26 protein-coding genes and 1 pseudogene are annotated in these 26248 nt (G+C 36.7%); 15 read left to right on the top strand and 12 right to left on the bottom strand.

Annotation, left to right across the window (positions count from 1 at the left end; translation table 11 throughout):
* The first annotated feature begins 92 nt into the window (after positions 1 to 92).
* Positions 93 to 1601: an FAD-dependent tricarballylate dehydrogenase TcuA gene (gene tcuA / locus R4Z09_RS21105; RefSeq protein WP_338448694.1), complete on the top strand. Its 1509-nt coding sequence runs from the start codon at positions 93 to 95 to the stop codon at positions 1599 to 1601.
* Between the two features lie 100 nt (positions 1602 to 1701).
* Here the strand turns inward: tcuA and R4Z09_RS21100 are convergent, their stop codons facing one another.
* Entirely contained in the window at positions 1702 to 2568 is an 867-nt protein-coding gene (locus tag R4Z09_RS21100) for a LysR family transcriptional regulator (RefSeq protein ID WP_338448693.1), read from the bottom strand.
* Positions 2569 to 2717: 149 nt separating this feature from the next.
* On the opposite strand from R4Z09_RS21100, the gene R4Z09_RS21095 reads away from it, so the two are divergent.
* Positions 2718 to 3854, top strand: a complete 1137-nt coding sequence (locus R4Z09_RS21095; protein WP_338448692.1) for an AbrB family transcriptional regulator — start codon at positions 2718 to 2720, stop codon at positions 3852 to 3854.
* Between the two features lie 72 nt (positions 3855 to 3926).
* Positions 3927 to 4517: a spore protease YyaC gene (gene yyaC / locus R4Z09_RS21090; protein ID WP_338448691.1), complete on the top strand. Its 591-nt coding sequence runs from the start codon at positions 3927 to 3929 to the stop codon at positions 4515 to 4517.
* 150 nt (positions 4518 to 4667) lie between these two features.
* Here yyaC and R4Z09_RS21085 read toward each other — a convergent pair whose 3' ends face one another.
* Both R4Z09_RS21085 and R4Z09_RS21080 read right to left on the bottom strand, forming a co-directional pair.
* Complete coding sequence (locus tag R4Z09_RS21085; protein ID WP_338453324.1) at positions 4668 to 5981, bottom strand: citrate:proton symporter; 1314 nt, start codon at positions 5979 to 5981, stop codon at positions 4668 to 4670.
* Positions 5982 to 6222: 241 nt separating this feature from the next.
* Positions 6223 to 7086, bottom strand: a complete 864-nt coding sequence (locus R4Z09_RS21080; protein WP_338448690.1) for a LysR family transcriptional regulator — start codon at positions 7084 to 7086, stop codon at positions 6223 to 6225.
* Between the two features lie 149 nt (positions 7087 to 7235).
* On the opposite strand from R4Z09_RS21080, the gene R4Z09_RS21075 reads away from it, so the two are divergent.
* A complete protein-coding gene (locus R4Z09_RS21075) occupies positions 7236 to 8375 on the top strand; it encodes a 2-methylaconitate cis-trans isomerase PrpF family protein (RefSeq protein WP_422392209.1) in 1140 nt (379 codons plus the stop codon).
* Positions 8376 to 8687: 312 nt separating this feature from the next.
* Here R4Z09_RS21075 and R4Z09_RS21070 read toward each other — a convergent pair whose 3' ends face one another.
* Entirely contained in the window at positions 8688 to 8993 is a 306-nt protein-coding gene (locus tag R4Z09_RS21070) for a monooxygenase (protein ID WP_338448688.1), read from the bottom strand.
* 14 nt (positions 8994 to 9007) lie between these two features.
* A complete protein-coding gene (locus tag R4Z09_RS21065) occupies positions 9008 to 9937 on the bottom strand; it encodes a DsbA family protein (RefSeq protein WP_338448687.1) in 930 nt (309 codons plus the stop codon).
* Between the two features lie 342 nt (positions 9938 to 10279).
* Here R4Z09_RS21065 and R4Z09_RS21060 point away from each other — a divergent pair, with 342 nt between their 5' ends.
* The 3 genes from R4Z09_RS21060 to R4Z09_RS21050 all read left to right on the top strand — a co-directional run bounded on the left by R4Z09_RS21060 (position 10280) and on the right by R4Z09_RS21050 (position 11450).
* Complete coding sequence (locus R4Z09_RS21060; protein WP_338448686.1) at positions 10280 to 10618, top strand: hypothetical protein; 339 nt, start codon at positions 10280 to 10282, stop codon at positions 10616 to 10618.
* A gap of 24 nt (positions 10619 to 10642) precedes the next feature.
* The gene (locus tag R4Z09_RS21055) at positions 10643 to 10852 is read left to right on the top strand and encodes a hypothetical protein (RefSeq protein ID WP_338448685.1); all 210 of its coding nucleotides are present in this window, start codon (positions 10643 to 10645) and stop codon (positions 10850 to 10852) included.
* A 214-nt stretch (positions 10853 to 11066) separates the two neighbouring features.
* Positions 11067 to 11450: a DUF1398 family protein gene (locus tag R4Z09_RS21050; protein WP_338448684.1), complete on the top strand. Its 384-nt coding sequence runs from the start codon at positions 11067 to 11069 to the stop codon at positions 11448 to 11450.
* A gap of 91 nt (positions 11451 to 11541) precedes the next feature.
* On the opposite strand, the gene R4Z09_RS21045 is transcribed toward R4Z09_RS21050, so the two are convergent.
* Positions 11542 to 12765, bottom strand: coding sequence for a benzoate/H(+) symporter BenE family transporter (locus R4Z09_RS21045; RefSeq protein WP_338448683.1), 1224 nt, complete (start codon positions 12763 to 12765; stop codon positions 11542 to 11544).
* Between the two features lie 417 nt (positions 12766 to 13182).
* Between R4Z09_RS21045 and R4Z09_RS21040 the strand changes: the two are divergent.
* Both R4Z09_RS21040 and R4Z09_RS21035 read left to right on the top strand, forming a co-directional pair.
* Positions 13183 to 13578 (top strand): annotated as a pseudogene (locus R4Z09_RS21040) (flavodoxin domain-containing protein).
* Positions 13579 to 13756: 178 nt separating this feature from the next.
* Complete coding sequence (locus tag R4Z09_RS21035; protein ID WP_338448682.1) at positions 13757 to 14374, top strand: HAD family hydrolase; 618 nt, start codon at positions 13757 to 13759, stop codon at positions 14372 to 14374.
* A gap of 71 nt (positions 14375 to 14445) precedes the next feature.
* Here R4Z09_RS21035 and R4Z09_RS21030 read toward each other — a convergent pair whose 3' ends face one another.
* Complete coding sequence (locus tag R4Z09_RS21030; protein ID WP_338448681.1) at positions 14446 to 15828, bottom strand: PLP-dependent aminotransferase family protein; 1383 nt, start codon at positions 15826 to 15828, stop codon at positions 14446 to 14448.
* A 119-nt stretch (positions 15829 to 15947) separates the two neighbouring features.
* On the opposite strand from R4Z09_RS21030, the gene R4Z09_RS21025 reads away from it, so the two are divergent.
* A complete protein-coding gene (locus tag R4Z09_RS21025) occupies positions 15948 to 16727 on the top strand; it encodes an enoyl-CoA hydratase/isomerase family protein (RefSeq protein WP_338448680.1) in 780 nt (259 codons plus the stop codon).
* Between the two features lie 867 nt (positions 16728 to 17594).
* Here R4Z09_RS21025 and R4Z09_RS21020 read toward each other — a convergent pair.
* The 5 genes from R4Z09_RS21020 to R4Z09_RS21000 all read right to left on the bottom strand — a co-directional run bounded on the left by R4Z09_RS21020 (position 17595) and on the right by R4Z09_RS21000 (position 20594).
* On the bottom strand, positions 17595 to 17732 hold the full coding sequence (locus R4Z09_RS21020; protein ID WP_338448679.1) for an FbpB family small basic protein: 138 nt from the start codon (positions 17730 to 17732) through the stop codon (positions 17595 to 17597).
* Between the two features lie 73 nt (positions 17733 to 17805).
* Positions 17806 to 17982 (bottom strand): aspartyl-phosphate phosphatase Spo0E family protein, encoded by a 177-nt coding sequence (locus tag R4Z09_RS21015; protein WP_338448678.1) that lies wholly within the window; start codon positions 17980 to 17982, stop codon positions 17806 to 17808.
* An 81-nt stretch (positions 17983 to 18063) separates the two neighbouring features.
* The gene (locus R4Z09_RS21010; RefSeq protein WP_338453323.1) at positions 18064 to 19176 is read right to left on the bottom strand and encodes a citrate/2-methylcitrate synthase; all 1113 of its coding nucleotides are present in this window, start codon (positions 19174 to 19176) and stop codon (positions 18064 to 18066) included.
* Between the two features lie 35 nt (positions 19177 to 19211).
* The gene (locus R4Z09_RS21005; protein ID WP_338448677.1) at positions 19212 to 19865 is read right to left on the bottom strand and encodes a CoA transferase subunit B; all 654 of its coding nucleotides are present in this window, start codon (positions 19863 to 19865) and stop codon (positions 19212 to 19214) included.
* 27 nt (positions 19866 to 19892) lie between these two features.
* Complete coding sequence (locus R4Z09_RS21000) at positions 19893 to 20594, bottom strand: CoA transferase subunit A (RefSeq protein WP_338448676.1); 702 nt, start codon at positions 20592 to 20594, stop codon at positions 19893 to 19895.
* Positions 20595 to 20726: 132 nt separating this feature from the next.
* Between R4Z09_RS21000 and R4Z09_RS20995 the strand changes: the two genes are divergently transcribed.
* From R4Z09_RS20995 to R4Z09_RS20975, 5 genes are all read left to right on the top strand, one after another.
* The gene (locus R4Z09_RS20995; RefSeq protein ID WP_338448675.1) at positions 20727 to 21632 is read left to right on the top strand and encodes a LysR family transcriptional regulator; all 906 of its coding nucleotides are present in this window, start codon (positions 20727 to 20729) and stop codon (positions 21630 to 21632) included.
* Between the two features lie 396 nt (positions 21633 to 22028).
* Positions 22029 to 22187: a hypothetical protein gene (locus R4Z09_RS20990; protein WP_338448674.1), complete on the top strand. Its 159-nt coding sequence runs from the start codon at positions 22029 to 22031 to the stop codon at positions 22185 to 22187.
* Positions 22188 to 22539: 352 nt separating this feature from the next.
* Entirely contained in the window at positions 22540 to 24819 is a 2280-nt protein-coding gene (locus tag R4Z09_RS20985) for an ATP-dependent DNA helicase (RefSeq protein WP_338448673.1), read from the top strand.
* A gap of 99 nt (positions 24820 to 24918) precedes the next feature.
* Positions 24919 to 25359 (top strand): BsuPI-related putative proteinase inhibitor, encoded by a 441-nt coding sequence (locus tag R4Z09_RS20980; RefSeq protein ID WP_338448672.1) that lies wholly within the window; start codon positions 24919 to 24921, stop codon positions 25357 to 25359.
* Positions 25360 to 25537: 178 nt separating this feature from the next.
* Positions 25538 to 26161 carry a helix-turn-helix domain-containing protein gene (locus R4Z09_RS20975; protein ID WP_338448671.1) on the top strand — a complete coding sequence of 208 codons (624 nt, stop codon included), beginning with the start codon at positions 25538 to 25540 and terminating at the stop codon, positions 26159 to 26161.
* The last annotated feature ends 87 nt before the right edge of the window (positions 26162 to 26248 follow it).

The following is a 26248-nucleotide window of genomic DNA, read 5'->3' as shown; positions in this document are numbered from 1 at the left end:
ATGGAATATTATAAATTAACAGTATTTTATGAATCTCTCAAATTATCCTATTATTTATGTAAAGAAAGATCATCACATTTAGGAGGAATTCGATGGATACTGTTAATAAATATGATGTTGTTGTAGTTGGTGCAGGGAATGCAGCTTTATGTGCGGCGATTGCGGCAAAGGAAAATGGTTCACATGTACTTGTTTTAGAACGAGGACCTATTGAAAAGCGTGGGGGTAATTCATTTTTTACGGATGGAGCGATTCGTGTTGCTTATAACAATCTAGAGGACATTAGAAAGATTATCCCTGAAATGACAGATGAAGAAGCGGAAAAAGTTGTCATGCCCGAATATACAGAAAAGGATTTCTATGAAGATTTAATGCGGGTGACAGAAGGAAAAAGTAATTCTATCCTCGCCAATCAACTTATATCCAAATCTTATGAAACCATTCGTTGGATGCATGATCATGGAATTCAATTTGAATTAAATTATGAAAATCAATCCTTTGAACAGGGAGGTAAACGTCATTTTTGGGGTGGACTTCCGATTAAAACAGTAAACAAGGGCGTTGGGCTAATGGAAAAGCTCTTTAACCGTGCTGAAGAACTTGGCATTGACATTTGGTACAACTCACGTGCAATCGAGTTAAAGATGGATAAGGACAAAATTACCGGTATTAAGATTGAACAGAAAGAGAATGTCATGATTGTTGATACAGCTAGTGTCATTTTAGCATGTGGTAGTTTTGAGGCGAATAAAGAAATGAGAAGTACACAGCTTGGGAAGGAATGGGAAGCAGCGATTGTAAGAGGGACAGAATTCAATACAGGTGATGGAATTACAATGGCATTAGCGGTTGGAGCACAAAAATATGGCGAGTTCGGGTGGACGGGCTGTCACTCAATTGGCACCGATTATCAGGCGCCAAAAGTAGGTGATTTTAATAAGCCAGGAGATATCTACAAGAAATCCTCATTTCCTCTTGGGCTGCTGGTAAATAATGAAGGAAATCGATTTGTTGATGAGGGTGCTGACTTTCGGAACTACACATATGCCAAGTATGGCCGTGAAGTCTTAAAACAGCCAGGCCATATGGCTTATCAAATTTTTGATGCTCAAGTCCGTTCCATGCTGCGAAAGGAATACAATCTAGAGGAAGCCACATGTATCAAAGCAGGTACACTTGAAGAATTAGCGGAATTAACATCTGTGGATCAAACTCAATTTTTAAGGACCATTAGCGAATATAATGCTGCTGTCCAAGAAGGGGTGTATAATCCAACGATAAAAGATGGGAAAGGAACCGTTGGTGTTACACCGTCTAAATCCAATTGGGCATTACGAATCGACCAGGCACCTTTCTATGCTTACCCGGTTACTTGTGGAATTACCTTTGCTTTTGGTGGATTATTAGTTAACCATGCAGGTGAGGTGTTAAACCAAGAAGAAAAATCCATACCTGGACTATTTGCAGCAGGTGAAATGGTTGGTGGAATCTTCTACAAAAATTACCCTGGTGGATCAGGCTTAATGTCTGGAGCTGTTTTTGGTAAATTGGCGGGGACTTCTGCCGCACAGTATACGAAAGAAAAAATAGAATTAGCCTAAATCTTCATTAATATCAAATAGCATCTGCCTGAACGGAGGGCAGATGCTTTATTATGTGCCGGTACTTGTATTACAAATGACAAGAGGAGCTGGAATTTTCTTATTGCCTAGTAAATTCCTTTTCCATAAAATCAACAAATGCCTTTACAATGTTTAATTTTAATGAATCCTTATGGTAAAACATCCATGTCTTACGAACGATCGGTTTTCCATCAATCATTTGAAGATCCTTTTTGTAAAGATCATGAACATCTTTTAATATTAAACTAGGCATGATCGCATAGCCTAACCCATTCACAACCATTTTCTTACAGGTATCCACTTTATCTACTTCTATATTAACAAGGGGCGGCTGAGTGAATCTTTCGGACCACCAATTGTCGATCGAATGTTTCAAAAGTAAGTCTGTATGATAATTAATCCTTGGCAGGTTGGGAAGATTTTGAATATCAACTTCATCTTTGGAAGCAATGCAAATCGTCTCTTCAAATAATAAATGTTTTTGTTCGTTCCAGTTATAGTCGCCTTTAACAATACTAATATGGACATCCTGATTGTGAATTAATTCGGCAACATGGCTGCTAAAGCCTGTTGTTACCTTGAATTCAATATTAGGATACTGTTCTTTGAACTGCTTTAATAGGTTTGGAAGCATATAGTCAGTAAAAAAAGTTGAAACACCTAACCTTAATGTACCTACGACATTGTTTTCCATATTAAGGACATTTTCCTTTATTCTTTGGATGGTTAATAACATTTCATGTGCGCTTTTCGCTAAATATTCTCCTTGTGGGGTGAATTGGACCCCGCGTCTTCCTCTATTGACAATTTTTAGGCCAAATTCCTTTTCTAATTGCTGTAAGCGGTTTGTCAAGGCTGGTTGGGAAATATACAAACGCTGAGAGGTTTTTGTAATGTTTTTTTCTTCATAGAGGACTTGTAAAACCATCCAATCTCGTTCATCCACTTACAATAACCTCCTTTAGACATAAAAAATATTTATGGATTATGATAAATAAACGGTATTATAATTATTGCTAAAATTATACTATAGTTGAACTAAAAGGCAAAGCCATAAAAGGAATCTATGCTACAGTATCGAAAGAAGGATTTAGAATGAATAAACATAAAGGTTTTTTTCAGAACTTATTGTTTGTATGTCTAAGTGGATTCGGAGGATTTCTACTTTCACTAACAGGTCTTCCAATTGGATGGATGATTGGAACACTACTTACCGCAACTTTTCTTACCATAGTACAACCGAAAAAAGTTCATTTATCACATCATCAAGGTGGAATTCCAAAATATTGGTTATATATCGGGCAGTGTATTTTAGGGATTGAGCTAGGTCAGAAGGTTACAAGTTCAGTTATATACATTTTTCTGGAAAATTGGTTAACCATTCTCATTATGCTTTTTTTATCAATCCTTTTTACTTTCTTTTCGGGACTCATTTTATGTAAGTATAGTAACTTGGATTTATTAACCAGTTTTTTTGCGACTGCACCTGGGGGATTGTCTTCCATTCCTGGTATTGCAGAAGAGGTGGGGGCTAATACCGGTGCTGTAAGTATTATTCAAACGATGCGTGTATTTTTAGTACTGCTTACGATTCCTGTCGCAATGTCCTTTTTAAGTGGAAATCTTGAGGGTAGAGAACGTTTGAATCCAGTTCCTACAGAAGTCATACATGTTGGGCTAGAACAATTGACTTTGACGATTTTGTTTGTTTTGATCGCATGTGGTGGATATTATTTAGGTAAATTTTTGAGGTTCCCAGCTCCATGGCTGATTGGAAGTATGGTTAGTGTTGCGATTGTAAAATCTTTTGGTTCCATATTACTAGGGTTTGATCTTATTGCTTGGTGGCCGCAATTGTTTATTATCGTATCGCAAATAGTTATTGGCGCAAGCATTGGATCGCGCTTTCAAAAAAATATGTTTAGAGGATTAAATAGAATCTTGTTGATTTCATTTTTAAATACAATCGGTTTAATCTTTTTTACGCTTATATGTGCGTACTTTGTTTCAAGATATACAGACTTGACCTTTCTCACAGCAAGCCTAGCCTTTGCACCTGGCGGTATTGCAGAGATGACAACAACGGCACTTGTTCTGAATGAGGATTCTACTTTTGTTGTTGCCGTACAGGTATTAAGAGTCGTTACCGTCTGTAGTACACTTCCACCATTATTTCGATTGATAAAGTATATGGAGGTCAAAAAGAAGGCCCATTCACATCAATCAGCCTAGTTTACGGTATAATGAAAAAAGTTCTTATCAATAAATGAGTTTGGTAATGAATCAAATGAAGGGGTGATATTAGTGTGTCCTTTTTATTATGAAAAAGAAAAGAAAAATCAAGAAAGACGTTCCTATTATGTAAATTCTAATGGAACGAATGAAAAAGAGATGGAAATGTTTGTTCATAAAGTGAAAGAAATGATTCAACCATCGTTAGAAAGTGATAGGGAGATCGTCTTTCTATGTATCGGTTCGGATCGTTATATTGGTGATTCTTTAGGACCGCTAATAGGGACCATGCTGACAGAAAAACATGTACCGTATCGTGTATATGGAACATTGGAAGAACCTGTACATGCATTTAATTTAAAAAGTATTTTGAAAGAGATCCATAAAAAGATGAAAAAACCTTTAATTATTAGTATTGATGCATCCATTGGAGTGAAAAAGTTAGTAGGTTATGTGATGTTTAAAGAGGGACCTCTAACACCGGGAAAAGCACTTGAAAAGATGCTTCCAGAAGTAGGCGATTATCATTTTGTTGGATTTGTTAATTATGTAGATCCAATGCCCTCAACCCAGTTCTTAAATGATACTCGCTTATTTACTGTCATGAATCTCGCCAAAACCATTGTACATGCAATTACGAAAATAGCGGGGACGGATAATTGATTAATAGGAAAAAGAGAGATAAACCACCATATTATATTATGGCGGTTTCCGAGTTATTTTATAAAAGAAGAGCTATCCAGATTCAATTGAACTCGTCGAATTTGGATAGCTCTTTATTTGTATCTTTCGTGAAAGAAGAAAATATTTAACTTAACTAATCGCACTGGTTATAAAAGCAACTGCAATAACGACCAAAGAACAAAACAGGGTCCATTTAAAGGCAAAACGCTGAAATTCTCCAATATCTGTTTTGACCATACCAACTAGTAGAAGAGTGGAAGCAACAAGGGGACTTAGAAAATGTACAGGCTGTCCTAATACGGATGCTCTGGCAATCTCTAATGGACTTACACCATAAGCAGCCCCTGCTTCAGCTAGAATTGGTAAAACCCCAAAGTAATAAGCGTCGTTAGATAAAACAAAGGTAAATGGCATACTAGTTAGTGCAACGACTAATGGGAAAAAGGAACCTACGGATTCTGGAATAATGGCAACTAATGCATGGGAAATAGCGTCTACCATTTTTGTACCAGAAAAAATACCTGAGAAAATACCAGCTGCAAACACTAATATAACAACCGTTAAGGCGTTTCCAGCGTGCGCTAAAATACGTTCTTTCTGCTCATCTAAATTAGGATAGTTAATCATCGCAGCGAGAACAAATCCAATTAAAAATAATATCGGTGCGGAGACTAACCCCATTACTAAAACCACCATGACCGCTACGGTTAACAATAGATTGACCCATCTCAACTGAGGTCGTTTCGTATTACTTGGCAATATATGAATGGAAGCAGCGACTTCACTTAGTTCTAATGATTGTTGAGGAATTTGATCCAAGTGGATAATCCCAATTTTAGCTCTCTCCTTTTTTCCAAGAACATAGGCTATAAATAGAATACAAGCCATTCCTGAAAGCATGGTAGGTAACAGAGGCAGGAAAAACTCATTTGCATCAAGACCTAAGGAGGCAATTGCTCTTGTAGCGGGGCCTCCCCATGGAGTCATTCCGCTCATTATACTGACAGAAAGTAGAGAAATGGTGGCAAGAACAAGTGGGTTCATGCCAATTCGAAGGTATAGTGCCAGCATAGCAGATATCGTAATCATATGAGTAGTCGTACCATCGCCATCTAAAGCCACTGTCATGGCGATGACGGCAGTCCCGACTGCTATTTTAACTGGATCTCCTTTTACAAATTTCATCATTGTATTAATAAGTGGGTCAAATAAGCCTGCATCGATCAAAATTCCAAAAAATAAAATCGCAAACAATAATAATGCAGCAGAAGGAGCTACTTCTTTTAAACCATCTAGCATCATCCCGCCAAGTTCTAAACCAAATCCTCCAATCACGGCAAATATGATGGGTACAACTACAAGTGCCGTTACAGGTGATAACTTTTTTGCCATAATCAAATAAGTAAAAACCAATACCATTGCTATCCCTAAAAATGTAAGAATATGAATCCCCTCCTAAAATAGTAATCGTTTTCAAATTTTCTTAAATGTTAGAGTAAACAATAACAACTTTTATTAAAGAAAATTTGTATACTTTGGAATATTCGGTATTTTTAGAATAAAATACACGGATAAATAAGTAAACTATAAAATTTTTAACGAATTTCTAAAAAAAAACTTATAATCTAAGCAAAAAGAAAAAGAGGAAATCAGCCTATTCCTCTTTTTCTATATAAGTTCTTATTTAAATATTCGGATTCTCATTTAAGAAGTTTATAAAATTCTTCACAGTGGATAGTTGTAATGAATCTTGATTATACATTAACCAAGTATATCGATTAACTGGTTCTCCATCATGATAGGATAATTCATGAATTTGTAAGTTATCTGAAGGTTGTAGACAAATTTGTGGGACAATCGCAATCCCCAAATCATTTTTAACCATTTCTTTACAGGTATCGAGTCGATCTGTCTCCATCATGATGAAGGGAGGTTCAGAATATCGATCATGCCACCAGCCATTAATTAGAGTTTTTAATGAACTGTCCGTTTTGTAATTAATAAATGGAAGTTCAGGTAATGCCTCCAGTTTGATTTCTTTTTTAGAAATCAAACAAAGTTTTTCTGTATGTAATAAGGCCTTTTTTCCGTACCATTCGTAATTCCCCCGGAGAATCCCTAATTGCACCGTAGCTGAATTAAGAAGGTTAATAATATCGTTACTCCAACCTGTATTTATATTAAACTGCACGTTTGGGAATTGAATCGAGAAACTTTTTAATATTTTAGGCAGCTTATATTGAGCAAAGTTACTAGATACTCCTAATCTTAATGTTCCTCTGACATCTTGTTGAATATTCAACATATAGTCTTTAGTCTTTTGTAACTTCTTGATCATTTCTTCTGCATACTCTACCAAATGGACACCTTCTGAAGTAAATTCAATGCCTCCTTTTATTTTGAAAAATAATTTCGTTCCGAACTCGTTTTCCAAATTTTTGAGCCTGTATGTTAAGGCAGGTTGTGAAATATATAATCGTTCAGATGCACGGCTGATATTTTTCTCTTGAAATAAAATTTGGATCGCATTCCAGTCCTTTTCATCCAAAATATTCCCCTCCAATCCTTTCATGATTATAAGTTTTTTTTACGAAATTTCTAATAAATTATCTATTTTACTTATGATAGCACATATTTTACTATATTTTTAGAAGAACCGATAGTATTTCAGGGTGATTAGAAAGGTGGATGATCTATTTGAGAGTACCTGTTGTCGTGATGCGTGGAGGAACGAGTAAAGGTGTTTTTCTAAAAGAAGAAAATATGCCAAGTGATCGTTTAGATTGGGATGAATTTCTATTAGATATAATGGGAAGTCCAGATAGCAGACAAATTGATGGGTTAGGCGGAGCAAATTCATTAACAAGTAAAGTAGCCATTATCAAAAAGTCAGATATACAAGATATTGATATTGACTATACATTTGCCCAGGTTAGTATTGAAAATCAATTAGTAGATTTCAAGGGGAATTGCGGTAATATATCTTCAGCAGTGGGTCCATATGCGATTGAACAAGGACTTGTACCAGCAGTTGAGCCTATTACAACAGTTAGAATTTTTAATACGAATACACAAAAGGTTATTATCGCTGAGGTAGAGGTTGAAAATGGTCATGTAAAAACGGAAGGTCTTTATTCAATCCCGGGAGTGCCAGGAACTGGGTCTCCTATCTATCTATCATTCACAAATGCAGAAGGTGCAGTGACAGGAAAACTCTTTCCAACCGGAAACCCAACTGATGTCGTTCATTCATCTAAAGGCCCAATCAATGTTTCAATTGTTGATGTAGCCAATCCATTGGTCTTTGTAAACGCTCAAGATATTGGTCTTAAAGGTACTGAGCTCCCACATGAATTCACACAAGAAAAGCTAAAGGAATTGGAAGAAATTAGAGCGATGGCAGCTGAAATGTGTCAATTTGCGTCAAAAGAAGAAGCAACAAGAAAATCACCTGCTGTCCCTAAAATGACCATTATTGCTGCACCAAGAGATTATATCGATGTAACAGGGATGGAAAGAAAAGCAGAAGATATGGACTGTACAATTAGAATGATGTCCATGCAAAAACCACACCAAGCTCTAGCCATAACAGGTGCGATCTGTACAACCGCAGGAGCATTTTTGAAAGACACCATTTTATCTGATTTGGTAAATGTAAAGCAAGAAGTCGTACGATTAGGACATCCAGCTGGGATTATGGAAACAAAGGTGGATATCATTGCTGGAAATATGACAGCAATCAAGGTTGTACGTACAGCACGGATAATTTTGGAAGGGTATGTTTATACAAAGAAAAATTATCAGTTTATTTCCGCAATGAACTATAAGTTGGCATAAACGAAAACAGATTATTGACTGCATAAAGAACGATTTGTCTTATGAATAGATGGAAAATTAAAAATATTTAATGATAAGGTTGATTTAATTTGGAGGAATCATTCGTGTGGATTATAACTGTTTTCTTAAAGCAAAATGTTAAGATGTACGAGTTTAATACAGAAGAGGAGGCAAGGGAAGCTTTCAAGAATATGAATGGGTATAAAATTCTATCTGAAATTCTTTATTATCAAGATCCTAGCCTTAAAAAGGTCAGTAGTTGGTAGTTTTATAGGAAAAAAAGGAGCAGCCATTAAGCTGTTCCTTTTTAGATTATTGTACGGGACCATTTGTAATTTCAGTCAATTTAGAATTGATGGCAAAGATATTAGCATTTACATCCGTGATCCCAAAGCCGGCTAACCTTTTAGAATGCATGTCGATGTATTTTTCAGCTGTTTCTTTTGTTTCAAAAAGGTAGATGCCGCCGGCTTCTTTTGTGTCGGGGTTTTCTGTCCAGATCTTCCATATGAAGCCTTTTTCTTCATTAATGCTTTCCGCTAAATCAGAAAACGCCTCCGCCATTTCATCTCCGAATGGCCCTTCCATCTTAAAATCAACCTGTAATAGGTAAGCCATAATCATTCCCCTTGTTATTTTTTCGTTGTAAAATAAGATTCCCCAAGAATTTCCTTCTTATCATAACTCCCGGGTGAAAGCTCTTTTGCAATAAAAGTATGAATATCTGACTGTTCAACATCGTACATCACTTCAATTTCTTTTGAAAAAAGCAGTTTTTCTTTTTCAAGTAAATTAGATAGGGAAGGCTGCTGTTTTGGTTGTAATTCTTCTGCATTAAGGACCTGCTTTAAACCATCAACATAGTATTCGAATGGGCGGCCCCCAACAATTTTAACTCCTTTGTTTTCCTCATTAATCATAATAATAGTAGGAAAACCTCTAACACCAAGGCTTCTCGCAAGACTAAAATCTTCATTTAGTAATTGCTGACCGTTTGGTTGTTCAGCTTCATTAACAATGGCTTCTCCATCAAGCCCAAGATGATTGACGATTTCAATCATAACGCTGGCATCGGAAATATTCTGATTAAAGGCAAAAAGAGCTTCTCTTGCACGGCGTAAATATTCAAAGGCTAACGCATCGTTATGATGTTTTTGAATCACTTTAAATACACGAGAGGGAGGGTAAGAGGATTGAACGGGATTGTCAATCATGAGTGACCCATCAATTGGCATGCGAGAATAGACACCAACTTCTCTCCAGTGACCAGCAACATCAGCAGGTTTAAAAATTCCATTTGCAGGGTCAACAGGACCATCACCCCATTTTTCCAGCAATCCACCCATTACCGTATGGAAGTTAAAATAGTGTCCGTACTGCTCTATAAATCGGCGGAGAACAGGTTCAATCGCCCAGCAGTGAGAGCAAATCGGATCTGTTACATAATAAACTTCGATGGACTTTTTAGATTGATTAAAATCAATTATCTCCATTTCTTCCTCACCAGTAACACCACAAACTCCTGTTTCTAAATCACAAATCATATTAGGATTGTTTGTCAATTTATTTTTCCTCCTTTTGAATTCATTAGGTTTTTTATTTATATTTTTATTTTAGTTCATAAAGATAAGCAGCCATACCAATAGATAATTGGATTTGTCGTTTATCCAACACAATGAATAAATTGTTGAAAAAGTAGGCGGGGGATCGGCTTGACTCAAACCAATAGGCTACGTGTTTTGTATGAGAGAAATATCCTTTTTCAGCTGCATCTATTGTCCCAACTTGTGCTATTGTTTGGAACCATGAGAACCGTCCCCATGCTTTATATGGTATAATTTGGTTTGAGTTACGTGTGAAAAGAGTGTTGAGGGAGGGAGTTAATGAAATGACTGGAGGTGGTTATGATATATACATATAATTCTTTTGAAAGTTTAGGAGTATTCACATTACATAGATCTATTTTTATTACCATATTGATTTTCTCGATTCTATTATTTTTCACCATTATTATTCCTAGATTTCAAAACAACATGATAAACGGATTCACTGTACTGACGCATACGGTTGTATCAATCTTAGTTTCTGGTCAACTATTATACTTTGATGGAATTGTTGTTGATGAGATTGGATTAGGGGGCGACCCAGTATCTTTTATCCTTTTTTTAGCAATAGCAGGAATTGGAATAATAAATCTGATTGTTTATTTTTCCGTGAAAGGAAAATCAGACTATAAATCTTAATAAACGGATGAATTGGATATTTAAATGAGAAGTGAGTTAAAAGTGGTTCCTGGTTCCTTCGTTTTTTCTATCATTCTTTGGATTGTTGGGTTAATAATTCTCTATTTAGTCATTTCAACAGCAGTAAAGGTAGGTATTAATAAGTCTGTTGTTGGTCAATATATCGAAAAGCAATATGGAGTTAAAAATGTAAAAGAATTATTACTTGATAAAGATTTAGATAATGAGAAATGAACCTTTTACGACTAAAGTCAGGTGGGTCGGAGGGACAGGTCCATCGTTCCAAATGTGATGTAAAGCATTAATCCTTTCCTGCTAGAAAGTATTTATTGTTTTATCGAGTTCCACAAAGTAGAATTCGGGTACTGTGGAGGATAACGACTTCCTTAATGGTTAGAATGAAAATGAAGAATGAAGTGAGAAAAAGCTTAAATCGGAGGTATTTATTTTGAATGGAAATTTAACAGAAAATCAGTTTCAAGATATTATTCGCAGAAGAAGCATGGGCGAGATCAGTTTTTCTGAATTCCTAGATGAATTATCTCAAAATGGCATTAACGAATACCAAATAGAAGTTGCAACCGGGCAAGCGACATACAAAGGAGTTCATTCGGAGTTTAAAACTGATTCTCAAGTTAGCTTGGTCATTTCGAATATATTTAATAGATCGAAGGCACTTGGGGCAATCGAGAACATTTCACTTCCTTTTTTAGATTTCTTAAAAGAGATAGCCGAAGCAGGAATTGTTAGTTATCGTGTCTTGATACCGGATAAAAAGGTTTTTTACATAGGGATTGGAGAAGAAGCGATTGAAGAGCAGTTAACAGTTTAATAATAATAGTCTTTTTTTTATGCAACATGATAAGAACAGCATTACCTATATAAAATAATGCTGTTCTTATTTAAAGGGTATTTAGTTGAAATTATTTCATATCTACTTTTAATCTTAAACCAAAATGTTCTTTTTCAATGAGAAACGAAATGAGTAAACCTCCAATAACCGCCCACAATGGAGCACTAATATGGAAAAAGCTCACACCGGATATTCCAATAATTAAGGCAAAAAAGGCTCCCATTTGAAATTTACTATTTGAAAAAGCATTCTTAAGTGAATTGATAAGAACACCTAACATAGCTAATCCAGCGATTACGGTAACAATTACACTTGGCATGGCGATAACAAAAGGAACAACGATTGAGGCTAAGAGTCCGTAGAGGGTATGGATGATCCCATTCACAAAGGATGCCGCATAGCGGGTTTCTTTTTTTCCTACCTCATTCGCGGAACAAATTGCCGTTCCTGGTCCCGCAATGTTAATAGCATGGGCACCGAAGAAGGCAGCAACAAGACCGATAGCAGAGCCGGAAATGGCCATGGCATTATTCGGCGGATTATAGCCTTGCGCCATAAGTACTCCTGTTGCTTGCGCGTTTTCAGAACAAATGATAAGCAATGCAAGTGGAATACTAATCGACACAATCGCTTCAACACTAAAAGCTGGCATGATGAATTGCGGTACGATAAATAAATCCTGTCCTCCCTGAAATTGAAAGGCGTTTGTTAATAAGGCCAAAGGAACCGCGACTATTAATGCTGTTAATACAGGTGGAATCTTTTTTAAAAATCTTGATGAAAGCAAAAAAGCTAAAATGGCCGAACCAGCGAGTACGGGTGAAATCGTTATCGATGTAATCATATCAATTGCAAACCGAATCATGACGCCAACAATCATCGCCATGACTATGGGAATCGGCATCCATTTCATGACCTTATCAATTAATCCCGATATGCCAAGAATAATAACGAGGAAATTGGCAACTAGATAAGCTCCAATTGCCTCATTTAATGTAAAATTCATCAATGATCCTGAAACTAATACAGCTCCTGCAATGGTATAAGCACCCGCAATCGGTTGCCGGTATTTTAATGCTAAATAGATACCAAGTAATCCGCTGAAAAAATAAACAGCAAACAGCCAGCTTATTGTCTGTGCATAAGTCAAGCCGCCGTTTGCAGCCCCGCCAATGATGATTAAAGCAGGGCCAGTGCATCCAAAAGTAGCTGTAACGACAGCTGTGCTTACGGTACTTAAATTAAGATTATGGCGTAAATCTTTAAAATTAGTAATAAATTGATTTCCCCTCATAGATTTCCCTATGCCTCATTTCTCTGGTGATAGAATATTTATTTTCATATTCTGGATTACGTATGCGTTTTGACAACAAATGATTTTTCTAAATCAATCAACATTATTTAAGGCTATATAGCTTGTGTTATTGTCGAAAAATTTTGTCTTATCATACATAGTATCAGATTCTTATACATAAGAAAATAGTAGATTATATGCTGCTGAACAAATTAAAAATTTCATCTTTTTTACTGCATTATATAATAATTTGATTCAAATCAATTTATTTTGAATCATTGTAATCTATGATTTGTTTGTAATATTAACAAGGTAAAACTAGTTGAGATCGCGGGACAATGGGACAGCCTTGCCTAATGATTAATCAATAGGAGTGGGTCGCGGTGCCTGTCCCTGTGACCCAAAGGGGGAGAGATTATGAACACGATTGTGGTTTATGCAAGTATGACGGTAACGACGGAGCTGATGGCTCGTACGATTGCAGATGAATTAGCAAAAGCGGGTGATCGGGTTGTTATGAAGGATGCGATGGAAGCCTATGCTGATGAATTGATATCCTGAAAGGTTTCTATCGATTTGACAGGCAAAAAGGCTGCAGCATTTGGTTCCGGCTGCTCGACCTATGAACATTTTGCCAGTGCGGTTGATATTTTAGAGGAAGCTTTAAGAAAGCAAGGGTGTGCCATTATCACAGAGGGATTGAAGGCAGATACTTGGTCGAAGAAAGAAGCCGATATCGAAACCAACTGTATCTCTTTTGCAAAAAAAATCATCGCTATGTCTCAGCCTGCAGTATTTAATATATATAAGTAGGATACAAGCTCTAATTGTTTGCTGGTAACTAATAACCGTGTTAATTCTCTGACAGGTCGGAAATTACCTCTTATTCTGTTATAATGTGAAGAATGGAAAAACGGTAATTTGAGAAGCTCAGGAAAAGGTTCCTTTGCTTCATTTCAATGTAAAACAATAAGGCGAAGGAGCTTGTAAAATGGACAGCATGATTTTCGATTTAGACGGGACATTATGGGATTCAACTGACACGGTTCTCTTGGCGTGGAATCGTTTGCTGAAGGATTATACGAAAATCAAAAGAGAGATTACGAAGGAAGATTTGCAAGGAGTCATGGGACTTCAAGTACCGGAAATTGGGAAAAGATTGTTCCCAGACTTAGATGAGGCTACCCGGAAACGGTTTTTAGAAGAAAGCTGCATAGTTGAGAATACATTTATAGGAAAACAGGGAGGAATCCTGTTTGAACAGGTCGAGGAAGTACTGAAGATCCTTTCGCAAAAATATAAGCTTTTCATTGTAAGCAATTGTCAGGATGGATATATTGAAGCTTTTTATCAGTATCATCAGTTAGAAAAATACTTTATAGATTACGAGAATCCAGGAAGAACAGGTCTTTCCAAAGGAGAAAATATCCAATTAATTATAGAAAGAAATAAATTATCCCAACCGGTTTATGTAGGTGACACTGAAGGGGATCGAAAGGCAGCAAAATACGCCGGAATTCCATTTGTGTATGCCAAGTACGGATTTGGACAGGTAAGTGAATATGATTATGTCATTGAAACAGTTGATGATCTTGTAAGGATCTTTTAGAAATTCGAGTAAACGAGGGGACGGTTCTCTTGCTTCCATGCTTTTGGAAGCAAGAGAACCGTCCCCGTGCTTTATGACCACGCTTTTTTTAAAAGCTCCACACCACGTTGGATTTCATCAAAAGTTAGATTTCCAAAACCAAGCCGAATCATGGGGTGATCCGGGTGATTGTTTACAACGTAGATGGATGTGGGGTAAACTTTTACACCCAAACTGGCTGCTTGTTCAATAAGATGCTGTTCTGTGTGATCCATATGAACTTTGATAATTAAGTACAATCCTGACTGCTCACCGATAATGGTGATTTTGTTCTGAAACTGTTTTTGTAATTGGGATACTAAATATTGAACTTTTCGCTTATATACAAGACGCATCCGTTTAATATGACGATTCCATTCGCCCTCTTCCATAAATTTAGCCATCGTTAATTGACTGAAAAGGGATGTGGTGCTCTCGAAATAACGAAATTGATGTTTATAACGATGTAATAGGGGCTGTGGTAACACCATATAACTTAAACGAATTCCCGGCAGAAAGGACTTAGAGAAGTTCCCAAAATAAATCACTCTTTCCGAATCTATGGAAGCAAGAGCTGGAAACGGCTTTTGTGTATAACGAAACTCACTGTCATAATCATCTTCAATTAAATATCCTTTTCTTTTTTCTGCCCAATGAATCAGCCTTTGCCGCTGTTGAACGGACATACTTACTCCGTAAGGACAATGGTGTGAAGGTGTGACATAGATTAGTCTGGATGTCGTTTGTTCTAGTTGGGAAAAATCAGCTCCCTCTTCATAAATAGGTAACGTTTCAAATGCAAAATGATGTAGTTGAAAGGCCTCTCTAACTCCATCATACCCGGGGTCTTCGACGATAATGCTTTGGAATTCCTCTTGTAAAATGAATCCAAGGTTAACGAGCAATTGCTGTGTCGTACTGCCGACGATAATGGCATCTGCCTCTGTTTTCACCCCGCGGGATTGCAGTAAGTAGGCTGCAATTTGTTCACGAAGAAATGATTCTCCAAAGCGGTCCCCGTATTTGTAGCTCTCCTTTAAGGTGAGCATTTGATTGGAGATTCTCCGCCAAATTTTTAAAGGAAAATGTGATTGATCGACGGCACCTGCCCGGAAGTCAATGAGAACCGGTGTGGCTTCCTTTTCACTAATTGGATCGATTGGTAGATCTTTCGTTTCCTGAATGAAGTCATGTTCTAATTCATTGGCAAAATAACCTTTTCTTCCTTCACTGCGAATATAGCCTTCAGCGACCAACTGTTCATATGCCGTTAATGTTGTATTACGGCTGACTTGAAGGGATTCTGCCAATTCACGAATGGAGGGCAGCTGCTCATGTGGAAGGATATCGCCTTGTTCAATAAATCGTTTAAATTGTTCATAGATTTGTTTGTATTTCGGAGAGTCCTCCGCCAAAGCAAAAATCGTATTTTTCACTCTATTTCACCTTTGACATGTTAATTTTTTAAAAATTGTACCTTTTTAAATGTCAATTTCTATCATACTATACCTTTATAATAGAAATCTATTTTTAAAGTTACATAGGAGGATGGATCATGAATTATAAAAATTTACTTGTAGAAGTGGAAAATAAAGTAGCGGTTGTAACGATCAGCAACGGACCTGGCAATCAATTAAATACAGAAGTTTACTTGGAATTAACACAATTAATGAGCGAATTGGAAGTCAATGATGAGGTACAGGCTATTGTGATTACCGGGGCTGGTGAAGAGGCATTTGTTGCTGGAGCTGATATCTATGAAATGGCCGATTTGGATACAGTCGGAATGATGGATTTAACACAAATTACAAGAATTTCTTTTTCTAAAATTGAAAACATTAGAAAGCCTGTGATTGCAGCCATTAACGGAGAAACACGCGGAGGCGGCTTTGAACTGGCTTTATGCTGTGATATGCGTATTGCTTCTGAAAACGCGCAGTTTGCTTTTACTGAAATTAATTTAGGCGTGATTCCTGGTGGCGGTGGTACACAGCGAATCCAAAAAGTGGTTGGACAAGGCATTGCTAAAGAATTATTGTATTTTGGTGAAAAGATTGATGCCGAGCGTGCGTATCAGCTGCAAATTGTCAATAGAGTCGTTGCCCAAAATGAACTGTTAGCAACGGCAAAAGAATGGGCTGGAAAGCTTGTGGAAAAAGCACCTGTTGCATTAAGAATGATGAAATTAGCCGTTAATACAGGCGCAAATGTGGATCTTGAATCCGCTTTAACGATAGAGGCAACTTGTTATGATGGCGCCTTCGCAACACGGGATTGCAAAGAGGGAATGGCTGCGCGTCTTGAAAATAGAAAGCCGAATTTTGTGGGCAGGTAACATTATTTGAATGAAGGAAGTTTCAAACTCATACAAGAGGCATGAAGCACCACTCAAAATATAGGGACTGTAAAATCCGATGTTATAAGCAGGGGGATGGTTGCAATCGAACCGTACCGCTGCTTTTTTTTGATATCGAATGTTTGTATATATCTTTTATGCTTTATATAACAAACAATGGAATCTATTCCAGTAAGTGTACAAAGTTGGGCTTACTAAGGTTGAAAGGATGCCAGTCTCAGGATTAATATTTAAGGCTAGAACGCGTGCCAATAAGCTTTCCGGCGGACAAAAGAGTCGCATTGGCTTTTTGATCAATTTGTAATTCATTCCATCAGGCACATGCTAAGGATATTTTGCGTAAGCAAGTAACATACAATGAAATTGAATTATCTAACAAAGACGATAGGAAGGGAATTGTTGAAAGAACTTGGGAAGGAAAAGCTTTGAAGGGAATTAAATGTTTATCTTTAGTTCTTGATACATTTGATGAGCTCGTCTATTTCCGACTGTAACAAAAGGCTTGTTAAATTAGTTTCGTGTCGTTCATCAGAAAAACGAAAGAACCATGAAAAAACGTCATCCTTTTCGAGTATTTTACTGAAAGAATAACGTTTGTTAATTTTTGGGAAACTTTTTTAGTTAAATTGATGGGCATGTGACGCTACTCCTAATCTCCCTTAACTTTAATTGTAATTGTTAAACATTTCCTTTTATTATAATTGGAGAAGAATTTTTAATGTCTTTTTTGGGTTATCTATTAAATTTCCACCTCGAGCATCAAACTTTTAATGAGGGATAGTTAAATACTAGATTGTAAAAAATACTCCATTCCATACCCCCTCATATAAAGTATCAGAAAGAATGCTAGATGCTTTTCTGCTTTATTAAATGTTTTTTTTCTAGTCTTTCTTCGATTTTTTCAATTGCTTCTGGATTACGCAATAATTCAAGTTTGTTTTCTTTAACAAGCTCCGCAAAGGAACGTTTTTTTGGTTTATTCATTTTAATTTCACCATTCCTACTTAATTTATTTATCAAGAAAGGATTTTTTAATTGTATACAAGAGTAAAGTTCTTTAATGATCGTATCTCTTTCGAAAAGAACAATTTTGATAAATAACGATGAGTTTATCTAATTTCTGACTAAAATAAAGGGTGTCAAGACTATTTATGCCATTTTTAGCTGCAATTCGGATTAAATCCTTTTTCATTTGATCAATCGTATCCTTTAAAACATTAGTGTTCATTAACATCTATTAAACTCCTCCTTATGATACTCTTAAGTGATTTAATTACAATTTAAGTATTTATAAGTAGCTCATGATGTTATGAGTTTACCTAATATCTAAAGGTATATAACTCATCTTACTAGGTCCGACATATTCTGCTCGAGGACGAATTAGACGATTATTCTCATATTGTTCTAATATGTGGGATATCCATCCGGAAGTACGGCTAACGGCAAAGATGGGCGTAAATAATTCTTTACTGATACCTAAGCTGTTATATACAGAAGCTGAGTAGAAATCAACGTTAGGTAACAATCCTTTTTCTCTTGTAATGATTTCCTCTATTATGGTAGACATCTCATATAGCTTTCTTTCTCCTGTTATATGAGCGAGCTTTTCAGACATAGCTTTCAAATGTTTAGCACGAGGATCTCCCTTTTTATAAACTCGATGACCAAACCCCATTATTTTCCTCTTTTCTGATAAAGCTTGATAAATATAAGGCCTGATATGATGAATATCACCGATTTCTTCAAGCATTTCCATAACAGCTTCATTTGCTCCCCCATGAAGAGGACCACTTAACGTTCCAATAGCTGAAACGATTCCTGCATAAATATCAGCAAGTGTTGCAACAGTAACCCGGGCAGAGAAGGTTGATGCATTTAATTCATGATCTGCATGCAAAATCAATGCTTTATTAAACGCTTCAATTGCTATTTGATCAGGAACTTCACCTTTTAACATATATAGGAAATTTTGTGCAAAGCTATACTCTTGTTTAGGAAAGAGGATTTCCTTTCCTTCTCGAACTCTTTGGATAGCGGCGACAATTGTTGCGATTTGGGCCTGAATTTTCAGACCCCTTTTTTGATTATTCTCCCAAGAAATCTCCTTCGCTTCTGTATCTAACAAGGATAAGGCAGACACTGCTGTTCTAAGCATGTCCATAGGCTTGGCGCTTTTTGGGAAAGACTTCAATAATAAAACAATTTCATCCTGTAAAGTCCCATATTGAACAAGCTCCTTTTTTAGCTGAGCTAAAGATTCAGTCTTCGGAAGTGTACCATTCAATAGTAAATACAAAACTTCCTCAAAGCTTGCTTGTTCCGCTAATTCATCAATAATAATTCCTCTGTATGTTAAAGTGTCATCAATAATTGAACTAATAGCAGATTGAGTTGCTGTAATGCCTTCTAGTCCAGAAGTAGTCATGATCATCACTCCTATTTTTTAAGAAATTTATAAATCGATTAAATTGCAGCTGTAAGATTAGCTGATACTTGAAAGCTTGCTTCAGTTTTCTCTTTTATTTCTTGTACAGTAACATTGCATTGTGTTTCGACAAGAACCATTCCCTCTGGTGTAAAGTCAAAAACAGCTAGGTCAGTAATTAACCGGTGCACTACTTGCTTTCCAGTCAATGGCAGTGTACATTCCTTTTTAATTTTCGATTCTCCATGTTTGTTGACATGCTCCATAATAACGACTACACGTTTGGCTCCATTCACAAGGTCCATAGCGCCTCCCATGCCCTTCACCATTTTTCCGGGAATCATCCAGTTTGCTAAGTCCCCATGTTCAGATACCTCCATCCCTCCAAGAATAGCAAGATCGATATGACCACCGCGAATCATAGCAAATGACTCAGCGCTGTCAAAAAATGATGAACCCGGAACGGCCGTAATGGTCTCTTTTCCAGCATTAATTAAATCTGGATCCTCTTTTCCGGCTACTGGATAGGGACCGATACCAAGAAGCCCGTTTTCTGATTGAAGCAATACATGAAGATCACTTGGTATTTCATTTGCAATCAACGTTGGAATGCCAATTCCTAAATTAACATTCATCCCATCCTTAATTTCTTGAACCGCTCTTTTTACAATTATTTGACGACTTTCATTCATTTTTGAACACTCCATTTCTTTTATAATTTAGGCTTTCGCAACGGTTAGCTTCTCAATTTTTTTCTGATAGTTCGTTCCCAATAATACCCGTTGTACATATATTCCCGGCGTATGAATTTCATCCGGATCCAATTCTCCTATTTCCACGATTTCTTCAACTTCCGCAATCGTGATCTTACCAGCTGCAGCTGCAAGAGGGTTAAAATTACGGGCTGTTTTTCTAAAAACAAGATTTCCAAGAGGGTCTGCCTTCCATGCTTTTACCAAAGCAAAATCTCCGGTAATTCCATGTTCTAAAATAAAGGTACGTCCATTAAATTCCTTATGTTCCTTCCCTTCTGCAATAGGAGTGCCTACTCCGGTAGGGGTATAGAAACCAGGAATTCCAGCTCCCCCTGCACGAATTCGCTCGGCAAGTGTACCTTGTGGGACTAGTTCTACTTCTAATTCTCCGCTTAAATACTGTTGTTCAAATATTTTGTTTTCCCCAACATAGGATGACACCATTTTCTTAATTTGTTTATTGGCTAATAATAGTCCAAGTCCCCAATCATCGACTCCGCAATTATTGCTTACAACGGTTAAATCCTTAATGCCTTTTTCTCTAATTGCCTGAATTGAATACTCAGGAATACCCGATAGGCCAAAACCACCAACAACGATCGTTGCTCCATCCTTAATGTCTGAAATCGCTTCCGTAAAGGAATTCATCACTTTTTCTTTTCTCATTGAACTGCCTCCCTATAATTCTGAAAATTTAGAATTAACTTTAATCTGATTTTACATTTCTAATTTCTATAAGTAAAATACATATAAGGAATATATATTATGAAAGAAAAGAATAAATAAGGGAGTGCTAGAATGGAATTAAGAGACATTAAGTCATTTATGGAGGTTGCCAATCATAAAAGCTTTACAAAAGCATCGGCGCATTCCTATTTGTCACAACCTTCATTGAGCAAAGCAATAAAAAAATTAGAAGAGGAACTTCATGTACAACTATTTGATCGCTCAACAAGACATTTACAGCTAACTGATGCAGGGCAGATCGTTTATCAGCAGGGGCAGAAAATGCTGTCAACCTTGTCAGAACTGGAGATCCTATTGGATGAGCTCAAGAACATAACGGCAGGTGAAATAAAAATTGGAATACCTCCATTAATTGGGATCCTTTTTTTTCCGGACATTGCCAGGCGTTTTCATGAAAATTATCCAAAGATTTCTTTGGAATTAGTTGAACTGGGTGCAAAATCGGTTGGGAAACTAGTAGAAGATGGAACGATCGATCTTGGTCTCATTGTCATGCCAGCGAATCAGAAGAAATTTAATATTTTTCCGTTTTTTGAAGATGAATTTGTTTTATTTCTTTATAATGATCATCCACTAGCCCAAAGATCATCTGTTTCATTGGAAGATTTAAAAGATGAGAAGTTCATCTTATTTTCTGATAGCTTTACTTTGCATGACTATGTCATTCAAGCATGTGAACAAAGGGGATTTACTCCGGTAGTTTCTTATCGAAGCTCACAGTGGGATTTGATCGTTGAATTGGTCTCATCAAAACTTGGCATCACCTTGTTACCAAAAATTATTTTTGAGAAACAATATAATAGTAATGTTAAAATCATCCCAATTGAAAATTCGACTCTTCGATGGAGACTAGGGATTATTACAAAAAAAGGGGCTTATCATTCTTTTGCATTAAGAGAATTATTGAAATTACTTGTAAACGATTCTGAAGGGATAGTAAATTCATTATCTGAATGAAATAGTTTGATGAATGAGAATTATTTATATTGTTTTGGAAAAATTCATTTCTATATTTTCTGCCAAAATGAAAAATACTTAGCCTATTTTGATAAGAAATACTCTTGGTTAAATAGTGGCCTAGAGTTTTTTCTTTTGAACGATGATAAATCAAAATTGTAAAAGGAAGTTTACTACTGTATTAAAAAATAAACAATTGTAATCTTTTATAATTAAAATGATTCAAAAAATATCTATTAAAAATAAACAGAAATAATAACATTCCACAGTAATAACACGGGCAATAGATGAAATATTAAAAATATTTAGTTAAAAATTTAATTTGGCACGACTCTTGCTTATACAATTAGTGTAAGCAAGACATGCACTGAAAATTATAGATAGGAAGTGAATAAAATGACACGCGAACAAAAACTATTAGGAGAAATTGAACGTATTCAAAAAGGCGGGAATGCAAAGGGACATAAAAAACTTAAGCAAATAGGAAAACTATTTGTAAGGGATCGTATAAAATTATTTTTCGATGAAGAAAAGCCATTCTATCAAAGTTTATAAAGGTATTCAAAAACCAACGTCTAATACAAAGTACAGCCTTGATTACTAAGGATACTCATTTTTACATCTCAGGAAATGGACTTGAAACAAGAGAAATGGATTGAAATCTTGTTCACCTAGAATGAGTGAAAAATATGCTGAAAGGTAGGAAACTCTTATAATAATAAATTTGAATGATTTGATTCAAAATCAATTTATTTTGAGTAATTGTAATGACTTACTTCATGAATTTGCAACTTATTGCGACAGACTCTTACTTTATCGTCTAGCAGTTGAAGCTATCCAGCATGCATGAATTTCTGATATACTTAAAGCAAACGTATATTCCTATTTTTAGCAAGCTGGTGATAACATGTCAAATGACGTTCATATATCCGTACGGACACTTGTGGAATATGTGTACCAAGGCGGCAGCATTGATTCTCGTTTTCTCTCTCAATCCACTCTAGTAGAAGGCACGAGAATCCATCAAAAAATACAAAAAACCTATCAGGAGACAGATCAGAAAGAAGTTTATTTACGGACAGAAATTCCTTTTCAACCTCTCCTATTCGTCATTGATGGCCGCTGTGACGGCCTTTTGTTTCGTGATGATGAGATTATCATAGATGAAATAAAGTCTTTTTCACAGCCGCTCGACCAGCTTCCAGAAGAAGGTTATCCCGTTCACTGGGCACAGGCAAAAATGTATGCTTACATGTATTCAAGGGACCATGAATTAGCGGATATAACTGTGCAGTTGACGTATGTCCATGTGGAAACAGATGCTAAGCAATATTATAAAAAGAAGTTCACATATTCTGAATTAGAAGGTTTTGCCGCCGAAATGGTTCAAGGGTACGCACCTTATGCCTTGCTCCGAAAGGAACATCTTCAGAATCGTAATGAAAGTATAAAAGAATTAATTTTCCCATTTGAAACCTACCGGGCAGGGCAGCGAAAATTGGCGGGAGCTGTCTATAAGACCATCCAGGATGAAAAAAACCTATTTGCGATGGCACCGACCGGAATTGGTAAGACGATTTCTACCCTTTTTCCAGTCGTAAAAGCGATGGGAGAGGGTCTTTTGAATAGGCTGTTTTACTTAACGGCCAAAACGATTACGCGGACAACGGCAGAGGAGGCATTCGAAAGGATGCGTGCCGGCGGTCTTTGTCTCCATACTATTACCATTACAGCCAAGGATAAGGTTTGTTTCAAGGATGAAACGATATGCCAAAAGGATTATTGCGAGTATGCAAATGGATATTATGACCGAATCAATGAAGCCATTTTGGATATTCTTCGGCATGAAAACGGGATAACCCGTGAAGTACTGGAGAAATATGCGCATAAGCACAAGGTGTGCCCGTTTGAGTTTTCGATCGATCTGGCGTATGAGGCAGACGCCGTTATCTGTGATTACAATTATATTTTTGACCCTCGGGTTTCATTAAAGCGGCTGTTTGAGGAGCAAAAGAAATCGACTGCCGTACTGATTGATGAGTCACATAATTTGGTCGACCGCGGCCGGGATATGTTTTCCGCTTCATTAAATAAAAGGACCTTTCTTCAGCTAAAAAGAGACTATAAGGGCACAGCTGTTTTTCAACTTGCTGCTAATATAAATGCTTGGTTTATCGCTTTGATAAAGACCTCCCCTGAACAAAATTTTGTTTTGGAGGAGCTGGACAACAGCTTACAGCTGCTGCTTTTTGAGTTTGTGGAAACAGCTGAGGCGGTCCTGAAAAAAGAAGCTTCCCCAGATCTCTTGGAAGCGTATTTCAAAGTGAAAAACTTTTTAAAAATTGTCGAGCTCCTAGATGATTCCTATGTTATTTATGGTGAAAAGGAGAAAAATGACCTGCATCTCAAGCTTTTTTGCATGAATCCGGCTAATTCTCTTCAGAAAATGGGAAAAGGGTATCGCAGCAAAGTATTTTTCTCTGCAACGCTTTCGCCTCTTCCGTATTATCAGGATATTCTTGGCGGGAAAGAGGATGATTATCATCTTTCGCTTCCATCGCCATTTTCAAGCGAGCAGATTGATGTCTTTATCAAATCGTTGTCCACCCGTTACCGGGACAGGGAACGGACAAAGGATGAAATCGTTTCGAACCTAAGGGCTTTGCTTCAAAGCCGTCCAGGGAATTATTTAATCTTTTTCCCGTCCTATCAGTATTTAATTACCGTTTATGATCAGTTTAAACAGGAGGATGATGAGACAAAAACATTGATTCAAACAACAGGAATGACGGAAGAGGAGAGAGAGGCTTTTTTGGAAGCTTTTCAGCCGAATCAAAAGGAAACCTTGCTGGGTTTTGCGGTACTCGGAGGGATTTTCTCAGAGGGGATCGATTTAGTCGGCGACCGTTTAAACGGTGTGGTTGTTGTAGGTGTTGGTTTGCCACAGCTATGCTTTGAGCGGGACTTGATCAAGGATTATTTTAACGAACAGGGAAAAAACGGCTACAACTATGCCTATGTCTACCCAGGCATGAACAAAGTACTCCAAGCAGGAGGGCGCCTCATCCGCTCAGAAAAGGACCACGGCACAATCGTCCTCATCGACGACCGCTTCCTACAAAAAACTTACTACCAGCTCCTTCCGACGGAATGGAAGCATGGGGACGGTTCTTATGCTTCCAAATGAAGTTTGGGAGATTCTAGTAATGATATATCATCATAAACTATTACTAGCCGGGTTCTGAAAAGTATAAGTAATGATACTATTTGAAGATGAGGTGTGGCCATGAAAAAAGCATGGGTCCTCTTGATTCTAGGATTTCTGCTTATCGGATGTGGGAAAGCAAACAGTAATGAAACCAACAATGATGGGAGTGGGATTGTGGCGGGGAAGATAACGGCTGCTCTAAAGGAAACAAGTCCCTTGGTTTTTCAATATGAAGTGAACAATCAAACAGAAAAGGAAGTTAAGTTTGAATTTTCCAGCTCACAGAGGATTGATTATTCAGTAGAAACAGATAAAGGAGAACAAATCTATCTGTTTTCAAGTCTGACGATGTTTTTAGCGGTGTTAGGAGAGGAGACCATAAAGCAGGGTGAATCCTTAAGCTACGAGATTGATCTACATGAATTGGATTTAAAAACCGGTGACTATCTTCTAAAGGTATGGATGACATCGAAGGACGGGAAGGCGTATCAAATAACTCAAGAATTCACAGTAAAATAACAGGATACAAAATCGGAAACATCATCGAATATGTTTCCGATTTCAACTTAGGTAGACTTTTCAAAAAGTTGTAAAATAAATCTTGCCTAACTAACGAACGTTAGTTATAATTTTTCATATAATAAAACATAATCTAAATTGAGTACTATAAAATCAAAACACGTAAGGAGGTTTGAAGATGGATCGTTTATCTGTAGAGGGAACGAAAAGAAAGATTCTCGAAGCGTCTATTGATTTATTTTCACGAAAAGGGTACTCTGCCGTTTCTGTGAGGGAACTAACCAAGGCCGTTGGAATCAAGGAAAGCTCCTTATATAATCATTTCCGCTCAAAAGAAGAAATTCTTGAATTGATTTACCAAGTATTTAAAGCAGAACATGACCTTGCCCTTCCAAGCATGGATAAACTGCCTATTATTGCAAAAAATACCACCATTGAAAAATTTCTGCTCGATGGCATGGAGAGCTTTAAAAAGTCTGTAGCGGATGAGCTGCATGAAAAAATGTGGCGTATTTTAAATATTGAACAATTCAGGGACCAGCGGGCAAGGGAAATCATTTTAAATCAAGTGTATAAAAGGACGATTGATTTTCTCGAACATGCATTTCAAGCTTTTATGAATGAAAATAAATTAAAGCAGGGAAATACCAGAATGCTGGCTATTCAATATCAATATCCTATTTTTACGATGATAACGGAATACTTACTTGTAAAATATGATGATAACGATACAACAGACGTCGAAAATAAAATGAACGAACATTTACAGTACTTTCTTCAATACATCAATATCAATAGTTAGGAGTTACCGATACATTAGTTGCTTTGTTTGTATTATTTGATCGTTTTTTTGAGGATTATCCTTTAATGTATCCACCCATTTTAAATT

This window comes from Niallia oryzisoli, assembly GCF_036670025.1.
GTDB classification, from domain to species: domain Bacteria; phylum Bacillota; class Bacilli; order Bacillales; family Cytobacillaceae; genus Bacillus_BD; species Bacillus_BD oryzisoli.
Note: the sequence above shows the minus strand (reverse complement) of the source record. Positions and strands in the feature narration are given on the sequence as shown.

Excerpts from the sequence above, each read along its gene's own strand:
- R4Z09_RS21025 (WP_338448680.1), top strand. The coding sequence starts at position 15,948 with ATGAATTATAAAAATTTACTTGTAGAAGTGGAAAATAAAGTAGCGGTT.
- R4Z09_RS21015 (WP_338448678.1), bottom strand. The coding sequence starts at position 17,982 with ATGTTAATGAACACTAATGTTTTAAAGGATACGATTGATCAAATGAAA.
- tcuA (WP_338448694.1), top strand. The coding sequence starts at position 93 with ATGGATACTGTTAATAAATATGATGTTGTTGTAGTTGGTGCAGGGAAT.
- R4Z09_RS20980 (WP_338448672.1), top strand. The coding sequence starts at position 24,919 with ATGAAAAAAGCATGGGTCCTCTTGATTCTAGGATTTCTGCTTATCGGA.
- R4Z09_RS21020 (WP_338448679.1), bottom strand. The coding sequence starts at position 17,732 with ATGAATAAACCAAAAAAACGTTCCTTTGCGGAGCTTGTTAAAGAAAAC.
- R4Z09_RS21070 (WP_338448688.1), bottom strand. The coding sequence starts at position 8,993 with ATGGCTTACCTATTACAGGTTGATTTTAAGATGGAAGGGCCATTCGGA.
- R4Z09_RS21035 (WP_338448682.1), top strand. The coding sequence starts at position 13,757 with ATGGACAGCATGATTTTCGATTTAGACGGGACATTATGGGATTCAACT.
- R4Z09_RS21045 (WP_338448683.1), bottom strand. The coding sequence starts at position 12,765 with ATGAGGGGAAATCAATTTATTACTAATTTTAAAGATTTACGCCATAAT.
- R4Z09_RS20995 (WP_338448675.1), top strand. The coding sequence starts at position 20,727 with ATGGAATTAAGAGACATTAAGTCATTTATGGAGGTTGCCAATCATAAA.
- R4Z09_RS21060 (WP_338448686.1), top strand. The coding sequence starts at position 10,280 with ATGATATATACATATAATTCTTTTGAAAGTTTAGGAGTATTCACATTA.
- R4Z09_RS21000 (WP_338448676.1), bottom strand. The coding sequence starts at position 20,594 with ATGAGAAAAGAAAAAGTGATGAATTCCTTTACGGAAGCGATTTCAGAC.
- R4Z09_RS20990 (WP_338448674.1), top strand. The coding sequence starts at position 22,029 with ATGACACGCGAACAAAAACTATTAGGAGAAATTGAACGTATTCAAAAA.
- R4Z09_RS20975 (WP_338448671.1), top strand. The coding sequence starts at position 25,538 with ATGGATCGTTTATCTGTAGAGGGAACGAAAAGAAAGATTCTCGAAGCG.
- R4Z09_RS21095 (WP_338448692.1), top strand. The coding sequence starts at position 2,718 with ATGAATAAACATAAAGGTTTTTTTCAGAACTTATTGTTTGTATGTCTA.
- R4Z09_RS21005 (WP_338448677.1), bottom strand. The coding sequence starts at position 19,865 with ATGAATGAAAGTCGTCAAATAATTGTAAAAAGAGCGGTTCAAGAAATT.
- R4Z09_RS20985 (WP_338448673.1), top strand. The coding sequence starts at position 22,540 with ATGTCAAATGACGTTCATATATCCGTACGGACACTTGTGGAATATGTG.
- R4Z09_RS21055 (WP_338448685.1), top strand. The coding sequence starts at position 10,643 with ATGAGAAGTGAGTTAAAAGTGGTTCCTGGTTCCTTCGTTTTTTCTATC.